The organism is Ruegeria sp. BHSC276 (genome assembly GCF_059612945.1).
On record NZ_JBXWRP010000003.1, the window covers coordinates 610,086 to 624,327 of the forward strand.

Annotated in this window: 11 protein-coding genes; 4 read left to right on the forward strand and 7 right to left on the reverse strand. The window is 64.1% G+C overall.

The window, feature by feature from the left end; translation table 11 throughout:
• Window positions 1-74: 74 nt before the first annotated feature.
• Together hfq and hflX are read left to right on the forward strand one after the other, a co-directional pair.
• Complete coding sequence (gene hfq / locus AC2FMD_RS06715; protein WP_005982826.1) at window positions 75-314, forward strand: RNA chaperone Hfq; 240 nt, start codon at window positions 75-77, stop codon at window positions 312-314.
• Window positions 314-1,585, forward strand: a complete 1,272-nt coding sequence (gene hflX, locus AC2FMD_RS06720; protein WP_496740625.1) for a GTPase HflX — start codon at window positions 314-316, stop codon at window positions 1,583-1,585. The genes hfq and hflX overlap by 1 nt, the downstream gene beginning before the upstream one ends.
• 3 nt (window positions 1,586-1,588) lie before the next feature.
• On the opposite strand, the gene AC2FMD_RS06725 is transcribed toward hflX, so the two are convergent.
• From AC2FMD_RS06725 to hemB, 4 genes are all read right to left on the reverse strand, one after another.
• Window positions 1,589-1,984 (reverse strand): SgcJ/EcaC family oxidoreductase, encoded by a 396-nt coding sequence (locus AC2FMD_RS06725; protein WP_496740623.1) that lies wholly within the window; start codon window positions 1,982-1,984, stop codon window positions 1,589-1,591.
• A 108-nt stretch (window positions 1,985-2,092) separates the two neighbouring features.
• The gene (locus AC2FMD_RS06730) at window positions 2,093-4,555 is read right to left on the reverse strand and encodes a penicillin acylase family protein (protein WP_496740621.1); all 2,463 of its coding nucleotides are present in this window, start codon (window positions 4,553-4,555) and stop codon (window positions 2,093-2,095) included.
• A gap of 159 nt (window positions 4,556-4,714) precedes the next feature.
• Window positions 4,715-5,287 (reverse strand): lipid-binding SYLF domain-containing protein, encoded by a 573-nt coding sequence (locus tag AC2FMD_RS06735; RefSeq protein WP_496740619.1) that lies wholly within the window; start codon window positions 5,285-5,287, stop codon window positions 4,715-4,717.
• A 144-nt stretch (window positions 5,288-5,431) separates the two neighbouring features.
• Window positions 5,432-6,430, reverse strand: coding sequence for a porphobilinogen synthase (gene hemB, locus AC2FMD_RS06740; protein WP_496740617.1), 999 nt, complete (start codon window positions 6,428-6,430; stop codon window positions 5,432-5,434).
• A gap of 119 nt (window positions 6,431-6,549) precedes the next feature.
• Here hemB and AC2FMD_RS06745 point away from each other — a divergent pair, with 119 nt between their 5' ends.
• Both AC2FMD_RS06745 and mfd read left to right on the forward strand, forming a co-directional pair.
• Window positions 6,550-7,074 (forward strand): component of SufBCD complex, encoded by a 525-nt coding sequence (locus AC2FMD_RS06745; RefSeq protein ID WP_496794818.1) that lies wholly within the window; start codon window positions 6,550-6,552, stop codon window positions 7,072-7,074.
• Window positions 7,075-7,095: 21 nt separating this feature from the next.
• Window positions 7,096-10,554 carry a transcription-repair coupling factor gene (gene mfd, locus AC2FMD_RS06750; RefSeq protein ID WP_496794819.1) on the forward strand — a complete coding sequence of 1,153 codons (3,459 nt, stop codon included), beginning with the start codon at window positions 7,096-7,098 and terminating at the stop codon, window positions 10,552-10,554.
• Between the two features lie 9 nt (window positions 10,555-10,563).
• On the opposite strand, the gene AC2FMD_RS06755 is transcribed toward mfd, so the two are convergent.
• Genes AC2FMD_RS06755 through AC2FMD_RS06765 form a run of 3 tightly spaced genes read right to left on the reverse strand, consistent with a single transcriptional unit; the run spans window position 10,564 to window position 14,167 of the window.
• Entirely contained in the window at window positions 10,564-11,241 is a 678-nt protein-coding gene (locus AC2FMD_RS06755; RefSeq protein WP_496740611.1) for an SH3 domain-containing protein, read from the reverse strand.
• Window positions 11,238-12,902, reverse strand: a complete 1,665-nt coding sequence (locus AC2FMD_RS06760) for a hypothetical protein (RefSeq protein ID WP_496740609.1) — start codon at window positions 12,900-12,902, stop codon at window positions 11,238-11,240. The genes AC2FMD_RS06755 and AC2FMD_RS06760 overlap by 4 nt, the downstream gene beginning before the upstream one ends.
• Before the next feature lie 56 nt (window positions 12,903-12,958).
• On the reverse strand, window positions 12,959-14,167 hold the full coding sequence (locus AC2FMD_RS06765) for a multidrug effflux MFS transporter (RefSeq protein ID WP_496678126.1): 1,209 nt from the start codon (window positions 14,165-14,167) through the stop codon (window positions 12,959-12,961).
• Window positions 14,168-14,242 lie beyond the last annotated feature (75 nt).

A 14,242-nucleotide genomic window follows, 5' to 3' on the forward strand; every position in this document is an offset into this window, starting at 1 on the left:
TCACTCCATACTCGCGCGGAGGGAGCGCGTTGGTCCGCAGCGCGTAAGCAAGAACAACGGCGAGATAACAAAATATGGCTTCGGACAGACAGAATCTTCAGGATGCCTTCCTGAACAATGTACGGAAAGCAAAGGTTCCCGTTACGATTTTCCTGATCAACGGCGTGAAATTGCAGGGTGTCATCACCTGGTTCGACAATTTCTGCGTGCTGCTGCGCCGCGACGGACAGTCGCAGCTTGTCTACAAGCACGCGATCTCGACCATCATGCCCTCACAGCCGATCAACCTGTATGAGGGCGAAGACGCCTCTTGATGGAACATGACCGGAGGCGCACCCGGGCTTGGGTGCTGCATCCCGATATCAAGTCAGATGACCAGCGCCGTGATCCCGTTCCGGCGCTGGAAGAGGCGGTGGCACTGGCTGCCGCTTTGCCCGATCTGGATGTGATCGGGTCCGAGATCGTTCGCCTGCCGCGGGCGCAGCCCGGCCTGCTGTTCGGCAGCGGCAAGATCGAGGAACTGGGCGCGCGTTTTGCTGAAAACGAAATCGAGCTGGTCCTGATCGACGGGCCGGTCACGCCGGTTCAGCAGCGCAATCTGGAGAAGGCTTGGAAGGTCAAGATTCTCGACCGAACGGGGTTGATCCTTGAGATCTTCTCGGACCGCGCCCGCACGCGTGAGGGCGTGTTGCAGGTCGAGATGGCCGCGCTCAGCTATCAGCGCACGCGACTGGTGCGGGCCTGGACCCACCTGGAACGTCAGCGCGGTGGGCTGGGCTTTGTCGGCGGACCGGGGGAAACCCAGATCGAGGCCGACCGTCGTGCGATCGACGATCAATTGGTGCGCTTGCGCCGTCAGTTGCAGAAGGTCGTGAAGACACGGACGCTTCACCGGGCCGCGCGGGCCAAGGTTCCCTATCCGATCGTGGCGCTGGTCGGCTACACCAACGCGGGCAAATCCACGCTGTTCAACCGCCTGACCGGGGCCGAAGTCATGGCCAAGGACATGCTGTTTGCCACGCTGGACCCGACCATGCGCCGGATCGAACTGCCCGACGGGCCCGAGGTGATCTTGTCGGACACGGTGGGATTCATCTCGAACCTGCCGACCGAACTGGTCGCGGCCTTCCGCGCCACGCTCGAGGAGGTTCTGGCCGCCGACCTGATCGTGCATGTGCGCGACATCAGTCATGCCGAGACCGAGGAGCAGGCCGAGGATGTGCGCACGATCATGGCCTCGCTGGGTGTGGACGACACCCGCCCTCAGCTTGAAGTCTGGAATAAGATCGACCTGCTGTCCGACGAAGACCGGCAAGCCGTGCAGGCGCGTGCCGGGCGCGATCCGGCGGTGTTCCCGATCTCGGCCGTGACCGGCGATGGGATCGATCCGCTGCTGACCGAGATTGCCACGATCCTGCAGGGCGTGCGCCGGGAAGAGGTTCTGAAACTGGGGTTTGCCGACGGCAACAAACGCGCCTGGCTGTTCCGACAGGACGTGGTGCGCGGGGAAAAACAGACTGAGAACGGGTTCGAGATCACCGTTCTGTGGACCGACAAGCAGGCCAATCAGTTCGCGGGCCTCTGACGCTCAGGCCCCGTTGATCTGGCGCTGATGGTCGTCGGCATCGAACCAGCCCGACGACAACTGGATTTTGTAATCTGCATCCAGCTCCCATTCTTCCCAGCCGCGTGTGATGACTGCATTGCCGGTCTGGGCATGATGCCCTTCAAGGGTCCAGACGAAAATGGCGTGGCAACCGGCCCATCGCAGCATATCGCAGCGCACCTCAAGATCGGGAAAGTCGGTATGAAAACCGCGCGCCATGTCCGCTATGGCCGCGCGCCCGACGATGGGGTCGCCGCGATTGATCGTGATCTGCCCGTCCGACGTAAAGAATTGGGCCACGGCATCGGCGTCACCCGAGCTCCAGGCGATTGCATAGTCGCGGGCTAGATTGTTCAGGGTATCGCGCAAACTGGCCATTATTTTCCCCCTCGCGCTACGGTCTGGGCGCTCCGGAATGGTAGGCCAAGCCACGGGGCCACGTCCACGGGGCGGCAAAAAAGGGGCGGGGGTCCGCCGAAACCTCGCCTATTGCGGCATCAGGTGGGTGGTCCCGACGGCTGCGGCGCGGGCCAGATCCAGGTCCAGCGACATGGGAATGTACTCACCCCGGCGCCACAGTTGCGCTTGATCGTCATAGTAGCGCGACAGGAAGTGGCCCGATTGCCCTGTGGCCGTGATGAAGACCGAGTTGTCGGGGTCGGCAAAGTCATAGACCCCGCGATAGCCGGCGCCGTGCACGTTCTGGAACGGATCCGGCCCTTCGCCCGAGGTGCGCCCGCGCAGCAGGGTGTTGTCGCCGCCGCTGGTCGATTGGCGGATGTTAACGAAATAGCGCAGTACCGGAACCTCGCCCAGCACCGGGTGGTCATGGGTGGCTTGGTGGGCATCGCCCCAGCGCAGGGATTCCAGTTGGCTGCCATAGCGCTCTGAAATCCAGACCAGCGCGTCGTCCAAGGCCAGCCGGGCCATGTCGGTGCAGGTTTCCACCGGTGCGCTCTGCCGGACGTCGCACCAGGCCGAGGCCCCGTCGATGTCGCGGAAGACGCGTTCGATGAACAAGGGCTCGACATGCTTGAATTCCTTGGCCAGTGGCCCGAGGTCATCGGCGATTAGGCGGTTTTGCAGCGCGCGGACCCAGGCCGCATAGATCAGCGGCTCGGGCAGGTGCTCGTTCATTTCACCGTTCCATTCGGCTAGCAGGGTCAAGGCAATCTGGCGCTGGCGTTCGGGGGTGCCTTCAGGCGCGGCCTCGCCGGTGAACCACAGGTCGGCACCGATCAACGGCAACAGTGACCGCGCGGTAAAGCTGACCGTGTCCAGTTGCGCCTCGATGAAGCTGTCGCGGGTGTGCACCTCGCGCGATTGCATCAGGTATTCCCAGCGGTGGACTCGCTGCGTATCGCCCCATTCATAGGACACATGCAGGGGGAAGGGCCGGTCGATGATCTTGTTGTTGGTGTTGCCCAGAACGCCGCCGGCCGGAGCCACAAATTCGGGGTTGTCGGAATAGGGCAGACGGCCCTGCCAGCGGTTTGCCGCGATCCAGCCCGGGGTCGGGATGCGCCCGCGGCTCTGGTTATTAAGGTCGCGGCTTGGCATTGCGCCGATGAGTTTCATGCCGACGGTCATCTTGTCGACCACCGACAGGTTCTGGGACGGCGCGATGTACTTCTCGGCCGCGTCGATGGCTTCGCCAACGCTGTCCGCGTTCATTAGGGCCATCGAGGCGCTGATCGAGGTGTCGCGCGGGCTGAGCGCCGTCCAGGACAGCGAAGCCACATGGCCCGGCGGCGTGATGGTTTCCAGGTTGTAATGCGTGCCGGGCAAGACGGGGCCGTTCTCGGTCCAGCGCAGAGTCAGGGTGATCGGTGGCGCGCCCTTGATTTCGATGATCGAGGGGCGCGTCTTGAAGGGTTTGTAACCGTCGGGCGTCAGGTATTCCTCGGGGTTGTCGGGGTTGATCTTTTCGATATGCACGTCCTGATCGTCGAGGTAGGACGAGGTCAGCCCCCATCCCAACCGGTCGCTGCGTCCGGACATAACCGCCGGAATGCCGGGGATGGTGGCGCCGATCACGCCACCCTTGGCCAGTTCCAGCCGCGCCAGATACCAGATCCCCGGCGCGGTCAGGCCCAGATGCGGATCGTTGGCCAACAGGGTGCCGCCGCTGGCCGAGCGCGACGGCGCAGCAGACCAGGCATTCGACGCCCCCGCCAAACCGCGTTCGGGAAAGGGTGACAGTGGTGAATCCGGCATGTCTGTCCCTTGGGCATAGCGTGGCATGCCGGGAAAAAGCGCGGAATATTCCGGCAGCGCGGCGATACCGTCACCGGGCACGTCGGGCAGGATATCGGCCAGACGCGCGGGATCGTTCAACATCAGCGATACGCGCGCGCGAAGCACCTCGTCGGCCAGGTGGCCGGACAATTGCACCGCCATGAGCTTGATCAGGGCAATGCTGTCGCCGGGTTGCCAGGGGGCCACGGGAGCGTCGAACAGGAACATTTCGGGCGCGCCACGACCCAAGGCGCGGTCGTTGATCTCGTTGAGGCGCGCGTTCACCCCGGCCGCATAGGCGCGCAGGGCAGCCTTGGTATAGTCGTCCTGAACCTCCAAGGACCGATGCGCCAGCGTGTAAAGGTCCAGCCGCCGCATCAGCTTGTCGATCTGGACGGTGCGCGGGCCGAACAGTTCGGACAGGCGTCCCTGGACGGTGCGGCGCATAACGGTCATCTGCCACAGCCGGTCCTGCGCGTGGGCGTAGCCAAGGCCGAAAAAGACGTCGGGGTCGGACTGGCCCAGGATGTGCGGCACGTTGGCGTTGTCGCGCACGATCTCGACCGGTGCCGACAGGCCCTTGACCTCCAGCGTCTGGTCATAGTCGGGCAGGGATTGGCTGGCTAGGTAATAGACAAGCCCGATCGCGACCACCGCCAGAACAACCAGCCCCGAGGCGATCCGCAACAACCAGCGAAAGACTAGACCCATCAGCAGCGTCCCAAATCAACCCATCCAATCGCGGCGGAGGTTAAATCATGCCGCCGCCGACCAAAAGAGCCCGCCCCAGGAAAATACCGGCTGGAAATGAAAAACCCTGCCGTCACGCCGCGCGGAGGGCAGGGTTGGGGCCCGGTCCTGTTCGGATGATCACGGGATGATGCGCGTGTATTTGACGCCTTCTACGGTGGCGCCGATCTGCAGCCCGGCCTGACCGAAGACGGCAGCGAGAACCGGTTTGCGCAGGGTGGTCAGATCGGCCGACAGCTGGTCGCCCTCGTCGCTGATCACATAGCCGATATCGGCGCCCGCGGTCCAACCGCTCGAGCGGCGGAACTCGTTCAGTGCGGCCTGGGTCATGAAGAACAGAACATGCGCATATTGCTGGGCGCCGATCTGCAGCCCCGCCGTTCCCTTGACGGACGAGTAGTAATCGACCGTGGCACCGTTGATGCGCAGCGCGCCGCGACCATAGCCGCCGCCAAAGACGAATCCGGCCTCGGTGATCAGCGGCATGACCAGCATACCGTTGGCTTTGTTGGCGATTTCGACCGTGTTGGGATACCGGGCGAACATCTCGTTCAGCGTGGCATCGACGCGGGCGTCGATCGTGGCCGCGTTCGAATTGCCGACGCCGTTGCCGCAAGCGGCGGTCAGGGTCAGTCCGGCCATGCCGAAGGCAAAGCCGCGACGGCTCAGTCGTGGTGTGTTGGAACTGCTCATGTTTCTTTTTCTCTGTCGATGTGCCTGAAAAGCCGGGTGGTCCCGGTCTTGTGTGCAAGAATACGCCGAACAGCGTGGGGTGTCACGGGAAAACCGGCAGACCAAGGCCGGCTGATCGGCGAAAAATCGCGGATTCCCTTGGGATTAGCCTTGCAGCAGCTTGGCGACCTGCGGCGCGAAATAGGTCAGGATGCCGTCGCAACCCGCGCGTTTGAAGGCCAGCAGGCTTTCCAGCATCACCTTGTCGCCGTCGATCCAACCGTTCTGCGCTGCGGCCTGGATCATCGCGTATTCACCCGACACCTGATAGGCATAGGTGGGTGCGCCGAACGTGTCCTTGACCCTCCGGCAGATGTCCAGATAGGGCATCCCTGGCTTGATCATCACCATGTCGGCGCCCTCAGTCAGGTCGCGCTGGATCAGGCGCAGCGCCTCGTTCGAGTTGGCCGGGTCCATCTGATACGTCTTCTTGTCGCCGGTGAGCGCGCCCGAAGCCCCCACCGCATCACGGAAAGGCCCGTAGAAGGCGCTGGCATATTTCGCGGCATAGCTGAGGATCATGACGTCATGATGGCCGGCGGCCTCGAGCGCCTGCCGCATCGCGCCAACCCGGCCGTCCATCATGTCAGACGGGCCGATGATGTCGGCTCCGGCCTCGGCCTGGGCCAGCGTCATCTTTACCAGCGCCTCGACGGTTTCGTCATTCACGATCTTGCCGTCCACCACGTATCCGTCGTGGCCGTTGATGTTGTAAGGGTCCAGCGCCACGTCGGTCATCACTGCGATTTCGGGCGCGGCCTGCTTGATCGCGCGGATGGCGCGGTTCGACAGGTTGTCGGGGTTCCACGCCTCGGCGCAATCCTGCGTCTTGAGGCTGGGATCGGTGTAGGGAAACAGGCAGATCGCCGGGATGCCCATCGCTTGTGCCTCGGCAGCGGCCCCGGCGATCAAGTCGACCGAACGGCGTACCACGCCGGGCATCGAGGGCACGGGCTCTTGAATGCCCTCGCCGTCGCGCACGAAGACCGGCCAGATCAGGTCATCAACGGTCAGGGTGTTTTCGCGCACCAGGCCCCTGATCGCCTCGGACTGGCGGGCGCGGCGAAAGCGGCCGTGGGGGTAGGGAGCGATTGTCGGTTTCATGGCGCGTTCTCCTTGAACAGTCGCGCATTGGGTGGCATGAATTCGCGCAGGTCTCAAGGGTACCAATGGCCGCGCCGTTGCGATAGAACCGCCTGAGAATTTTGAAAAAAGGACCGAGTTTGGACTGGTACTCCACGATCTTCGAGCTCATCGACATGCGCAGCTTTTCGAATCTGTGGTACTGGATTGCGCTTGCGGTCCTGTGGTCGACGGCCAGCCATTGGGTGCTGGGGGTTCCCTATGATCTGGTCGTGCGTGCCCGCCGCGTCGGAGGCCAGGCCGAGGCTGACCTGCTGGACATCGTGCGGATCAACACCAACCGAATTCTCTATGTGGCCGAAGTTTCGGGCGTCATTCTTCTGACATTGTGCTGCTTCCTGTTCGCCGGGCTGGCCACGCTGGGATTCTACTATCAGGTCGAGTTCGCACAGGCCGTGTTTCTGCTGTTGTTCCCGATGGTTCTTGTCGGCGCAAACAGCCTGCGGGTGGCCCGGAACCTGCGGCGGCAGGACTTAACGGTTGAAGGTGTATCCAAGGCATTGCACCGGTGCCGGCTGGCAACCCAGATCATCGGTATGCTGGCGATACTGGTCACTTCGATGTGGGGCATGTATCAGAACTTTTCGATCGGCGTTCTGGGATAGAAAATTCGGAAAGGCGAGGCGATGAAGGCTCCGAACCACGTGACAGTCGGCGGCGCCCCCGAGGGGTTCGACGCGCAGTTGGTGCTGAACGAGGTCGCCCGCTCGGGCGGGCCGGTTCTGCATGTGGCGCGCGACGACAAACGTGCCGAGGCGATGCGCGCCGCGCTGCGATTCTTTGCGCCCGACATGCCCGTGATCCTGTTTCCCGGCTGGGATTGCCTGCCCTATGACCGGGTATCGCCCAACCCCGACATTGCGGCAGCGCGGGTGGCGACCCTGGCGGCGCTGGTGCATCAGATGCCCGAACGCTTTGTTCTGCTGACCACGCTGAACGCTGCCACCCAGCGCGTGCCAGCGCGCGACGTGCTGCGGCAGGCGGCGTTTACCGCACGGGTCGGACAACGCATCGACGAGGCCGCGTTGCGTGACTTTCTGGTGCGGATGGGGTTCAGCCAAAGCCCCACGGTGATGGAACCCGGCGACTATGCCGTGCGCGGCGGGATCATCGACATCTTCCCGCCGGGCGAGGCAGGGCCAGTGCGGCTGGACCTGTTCGGTGACGTGCTGGACGGCGCGCGCCGGTTCGATCCGGCCACCCAGCGCACCACAGAAAAGCTCGATCTGGTCGAATTGGCCCCGGTCTCCGAGGTGATACTGGACGAAGCCGCCATCACCCGGTTCCGTCAGAACTATCGCATCGAATTCGGTGCGGCTGGTACGGATGATCCGCTGTACGAAGCGGTCAGCGCCGGACGCAAGCATCAGGGCATGGAGCACTGGCTGCCCCTGTTCCACGAAAAGCTGGAAACGTTGTTCGACTACCTTCCGGGCGCGACGATCACGCTGGACGATCAGGTCACGCCCGCGCGTCTGGCCCGGTGGGACAGCATCGCCGATCAATACGAAACCCGGCGCCTGGCGCTCGAGAACCGCTCGCGCATGGATTCGGTCTATAAACCCACGCCGCCGGGTCTGCTGTATCTGGACGACGCCGCCTGGACCCAGGCGGTGGCGCAGCGGCGGGTGCTGCAATTCAGCCCCCTGCCGCAGGCCAGCGGCCCCGGGGTGATCGACGCGGGCGGTCGGATCGGGCGCAACTTTGCCCCCGAGCGGCAGCAGGAAAGCATCAGCCTGTTCGGCGCGCTGGCCAGCCACATCAAGAACAAGCTGGAGAAGGGGCCGGTTCTGGTCGCGTCCTATTCCGAGGGCGCGCGCGAACGCCTGACCGGGTTGATCGAGGATGAGGGCCTGGCCGAGGCAATTCTTGTGACCGACGGCTCGCGCATCGGCAAACGCGGCCTGCACCTGGCAGTCTGGGCGCTGGAGCATGGCTTCGAGACGCCCGACATGACGGTGATTTCGGAACAGGACGTGCTGGGCGACCGGCTGATCCGCCAACCCAAGAAACGCCGCAAGGCCGAGAATTTCCTGACCGAGACCCAGTCACTCAGCCCCGGCGATCTGGTCGTGCATGTCGATCACGGCATCGGCCGTTATATGGGCATGGAGGTCGTGACCGCCCTGGGAGCCGCGCATGAATGCCTGCTGCTGGAATATGCTGAAGGCGCCAAGCTGTACCTTCCGGTCGAAAACATCGAGCTGCTGTCGAAATACGGGCACGAGGAAGGCTTGCTCGACAAGCTGGGCGGTGGTGCGTGGCAGGCCAAGAAGGCCAAGCTCAAGGAACGCATCCGCGAGATGGCCGACCGGCTGATCCGCATCGCGGCCGAACGCGCCCTGCGCAAGGCTCCGATCATGGACCCGCCGCCCCACGCGTGGGAGGAGTTCAGCGCCCGCTTTCCTTACCAGGAAACCGAGGACCAGCTGCGCGCCATCGCCGACGTGATGGAGGACCTGCACTCGGGCACGCCGATGGATCGCCTGATCTGCGGCGACGTGGGCTTTGGCAAGACCGAGGTCGCCATGCGCGCGGCCTTCGTTGCGGCCATGTCCGGGCTGCAGGTGGCGGTGATCGCGCCCACAACATTGCTGGCGCGCCAGCACGCTGCCAGCTTCAAGGACCGGTTCCGGGGATTCCCGCTGGAAGTCCGGCAATTGTCACGTTTCGTCTCGGCCAAAGAGGCGCAACAGACCCGCGAAGGGCTGGCCAAGGGGACGGTCGATATCGTGATCGGCACCCATGCGCTGCTGGCCAAGGGCATCCGGTTCCAGAACCTCGGGCTGTTGATCATCGACGAAGAGCAGCATTTCGGCGTGGCCCACAAGGAAAGGCTCAAGCAACTGCGCTCGGACGTGCATGTGCTGACGCTGACCGCGACGCCGATCCCGCGCACGCTGCAACTGAGCCTGACCGGGGTGCGCGACCTGTCGATCATCGGCACACCGCCCGTCGATCGCCTGGCGATCCGCACCTATGTCAGCGAGTTCGATGCCGTCACCATCCGCGAGGCGCTGCTGCGCGAGCACTATCGCGGCGGGCAAAGTTTCTATGTGGTGCCGCGCATCTCGGACCTGCCCGAGATCGAGGAATTCCTGAAAGAGCAGCTGCCGGAACTGACCTATGTGGTGGCCCACGGCCAGATGGCGGCGGGCGAGTTGGACGACCGGATGAATGCCTTCTATGACGGCAAGTATGACATCCTGCTGGCCACGACGATCGTGGAAAGCGGGCTGGACATTCCCACGGCCAACACGATGGTCGTGCACCGGGCCGACATGTTCGGGCTGGCGCAGCTCTATCAGATCCGGGGCCGAGTGGGGCGGTCCAAGACCCGCGCCTATGCCTACCTGACCACCAAGCCGCGCGCGCGGCTGACGCCGGCCGCCGAAAAGCGGCTGCGGGTTCTGGGCTCGCTCGATACGCTGGGGGCCGGGTTCACGCTGGCCAGCCAGGACCTGGACATTCGCGGCGCGGGCAACCTGCTGGGCGAGGAACAGTCGGGCCAGATGCGCGACGTGGGGTATGAACTCTACCAATCGATGCTGGAAGAGGCGATTGCCAAGATCAAGGCCGGCGAGATGGAGGGGCTGAGCGAAGCCGACGACCAGTGGGCGCCGCAGATCAACCTGGGCGTTCCGGTGCTGATCCCCGAAGACTATGTGCCCGATCTGGACGTGCGGCTGGGCCTCTATCGCCGTCTGTCGTCGCTGTCGACCAAGGTCGAGTTGGAGGGCTTTGCCGCCGAGTTGATCGACCGATTTGGCCCGCTGCCGAAAGAGGTGAACACCCTGCTGCTGGTGGTACGGATCAAGGCGATGTGCAAACGCGCGGGCATTGCCAAGCTGGACGGCGGACCCAAAGGGGCCACGATCCAGTTCCACAACGACAAGTTCGCCTCACCGCAAGGTTTGGTCGAGTTCATCCAGAACCAGCGCGGGCTGGCCAAGGTCAAGGACAACAAGATCGTGGTGCGGCGCGACTGGAAGAAGGACAGCGACAAGATCAAGGGCGCCTTTGCCATTGCCCGCGATCTGGCCGAGAAGGTGGCGGCTGAGAAAAAGAAGAAGGCCAACGCCTGAGGGCGCGGCCTAGTCCCCGGCCACGAATGTGCACAGCTGCCAGTCGCCGCTGTCCGATTTCACGAAGGCCGCGCGATAGCCGACCATCGACCACAGAAAGTCTGAATAGATATAGCCGCGGGTTCCGTCGGTCAGGATGACGCCCTGATATTCGGCCTCTTCCAGATATTCCGGCACGATCACCACCTCGTGGCTGATCAGGTCCAGAATGGGCGCGCCACGGTTGGGAGCCTGGCGCAGGGTGACATCCTGGCCGGTCACGAAATAGGCGGTGAACGGGTCCAGCGCCGCCGGCAGGGTGATGCGCCACTGGTGCGGCATCCAGAATTCGCCATCCTCGTCGAAATAGCCGGGCTGGGCCAGCGTGGTCTCGAGGTCGCGCCAGTAGATCTCGCGGATCGTGGCGGCGTGGCGGCGATCGGACTCGGGCAGGGTCACGGGATCGACCGCCAAGTTGGCGCGGAACGTCTCGGGGCCGTCCTCGTCGCCGTGGCTGGTGTAGATCTCGGGGCAGGTGGCGGCCATGACGCCCTCCAGGTCGCGGTCGGCGACCTTGGCGCGCAGCTCCGCACGGAAGGCTTCAAGCGCCGGGTCGTTGCTGGCCTCGTCCACAGGCGGAAAGGTCTGACGGTCGGCCCAGGCGGGGCCGCAGAACAGTGCGACCAGCGCAGCGTTCAACAGTTTCATTCAGCGGCTCTCATCGCGGCCTGGGCGCAGAAGCATGAGGCGCCGACGCTGTGGTCGGCCCGCGCCAGGGCCAGGTCAAGTCGTTGTCGGATCAGCTGCAATTCCTCTCGCGCGCCGCGCGCCTTGAGGCAATCGTGCAAGCCCTTGAGGCTCCAGACATTGTCGGGATGGATCGAGGCGCGGCTGAGGGTGCCGCCCAGCCCCAGATCCTCGCGATAGACGGCTTCGGCCTCGGCCACATGGCCCTGTTCGAACAGGAGCGCCCCCAGCGCGTGGCGGGTGGGCTGCATCCAGCCCCAGGGCTCGTCATAGGGCAGGTTGTCGTCCAACTCGACCGAGCGGCGCAGATGGGCGAAGGCCGTGTCGAAGTTGCCTTTGCGGTACTCGATCTCGCCCCGCAGCATCTCGCGCGCGATCTCCAGCAGGTCGATCACGCGGTTGTTGTGCAACAGGCGGGTTTCGGGCACCCGGTCCTTGGCGACCAGGAACAGCCGTTCTTCGGCTTCGGCCTCGGCCACGTCGCCCGTGGCGGCATGGGCGACTGCGCGGGCATAATGCGTGGTGGCCGTCACCGTCAGATACAGGTCGGGATCGGGGGGCAGGGGCAGAGCCTTGGCTTCCTCCCACCGGCCGAAACGGATCAGGATATGCGGTCCCATGGCCATGTAGCTTTCGAAGTAATCCGCCATGGGCGGGCTTTCGATGCGCAGCATTTCCTCGGGCGTGGTGTCCCACAGGCCCTTGTTGGCGCGTAGGGCGGGCTCCATCTGACCCAGGAACAACGCGCCATAGATGACGAAGTGGTAATTGTGCTGGCGATAGCCGGTATAGATGTTGAAAGCGCCTTCGCGCTGGTAGTATTTCAGATCGGCAGTGACCGCCTGTTCGTTCCAGTGGACGACGTTCTGATAGTGGCCGCACAGCACGTCGATATGGGTTGGCATGTGCACCAGATGCCCGGCATCCGGCACCAGCGTGCGCAGCACGTCACCGGCCTTCAGTGCCTTTTCCGGCGTGGGCGACATCTCCATCAGGTGTACGTAGAGGTGCAGCAGGCCCGGATGCGACATCGCCGCCGGATCATGGGCCATGGCCCATTCCAACGCCTCCTGCGCTTCAACCGTGGCGGCGCCCTCGGCGGGCTGGCCTGTCCTCAGGTCCCACATCTGCCAGGGGGTCAGGTTCAGCAATGACTCTACATAGATGGTGCGCAAGTCCAGATGATCGGGTTGGGCCGCGAAGGCGGCGCGCATGGCGTCGGCGAAGTCGTGGTCCCAGCGGTGCATGTCGGGCGCCGGGTCACGCTGGGGATAGCGGGCGGGCAGGGCGCGGATCAGTTCGCGTTCGACAGGCGTGCAGCGGTCCAGCAGGGCCAGTGCGCACTGGGTCGCGTCATTGGCGCAGGCCAGCGCCTTGGCCTTGCCCGCATCGTCCAGCAGCTCCCAGGGCAGGTTGTAGTTCGGCCCGGCGGCATAGGCCACGCCCCAATGGGCCATGCCGCAGTCCGGGTCATGCTCCAGCGCGCGCTGGAAACACACGACCGCCTCTTCGTGATTGTAGCCGTAGGTCCAGACAAGGCCCCGGTCGAACCACAGCTGCGCCTGATCCGAGGACGTGGTGACGGGGCAGCTATGCGTGCCCAGATCGTAATAGTCGCTCATTCCGGATTCCCCCCTGAATGGGGCGAGCCTAGCGCAGTTCAGGTGCGCTGCACAGGTCAGGCGGGAACGCGGTCTTCGATCCGGCCCATGTGGACCATCAGCCCGAAGGCCAGCACGCACATGGTCAGGATGCCGATGGTCAACGGCCCCAACGTGCCGTCGAACAGCAGCCCCACCGGTGCGGCGATCGCGGCGGCCAGCACGGTCGAGATCGACCCGATGACCGAGGCCGCCATGCCGGCGATATGACCCATCGGTTCCATCGCGATGGCATTCAGGTTGCCCATCGTGACGCCGGCCATGAAAAAGACCGTAGTCTGCCAGAACACGAACAGCGCAAACGAGGCCTGCGGCGACAGGTTCGACATATTTAGGGCAATCACCAGCGAGGTGATCAGGATCTGTCCGGCCAGTGCCCAGGTCACCATGCGGCGCATCCCCACGCGCACCACGACGGCCGCGTTCAGCAGGCTGGCCGAGCCGGACATCAGCGCCACGAACCCGAACCAGAAGGGGAAGCTGTCGGCGCGGTGGTGGATCACGTCATAGACCGGCTGCACCATGGTCAGCATGGTGAACAACATGCCCATGCAAAGGGTCTGAACAAAGATCGACAAGCGCACGGTGGGGTGGGCGAACATCTCTTTCACCGCACCGACCATCAGCGGCAGGCGGAACGGGCGGCGGTTTTCCGGGGCGAGGGACTCCGGCAGTCGGAACCCCATCCAGACAATGATCACCAGCGCGAACAGGATGAACGACATGAACACACCGCGCCAACCGGCGAAGGCGATCACGGCGGCACCGGCCATGGGCGCGATGGCAGGCACCAGTGTAAAGATCATCATCGCGATCGACACGATCCGCGCCATTTCCCGGCCCGAGAACAGATCACGGATGATGGCCATGGCCACGACACGCGGACCGGCGGCCCCCAGCCCCTGAGCCACCCGGGCAGCCAGAACCAGCTCCAGCGATGAACTGGCCCAGGCCACGGCCGATGCCAGAATATAGAGCGCCGCGCCGGCGAAGATCACCGGCCGGCGTCCGACCGCATCCGAGATCGGACCGGTGAAGAACGTGCCGATCCCCATGCCCAGAACAAAGCTGGTCAGGATCAGCTGCGCCCGGTTCACGTCATCAGGGCTGAGCTGCGCGCCGATCTCGGGCAGGGCAGGCAGCATTGAATCAATCGAAAATGCGATGGTGGCAAACATCATCGCGATCAGCGCGATGAATTCGGCCCTGGAAATACGGTCAGCCATGCGGGGACTCCTTGCCCCAACGCGCTAACACGACAGGGCAAGGTGGGCTAGGTGCAACCGCGCACAGAACTCTGT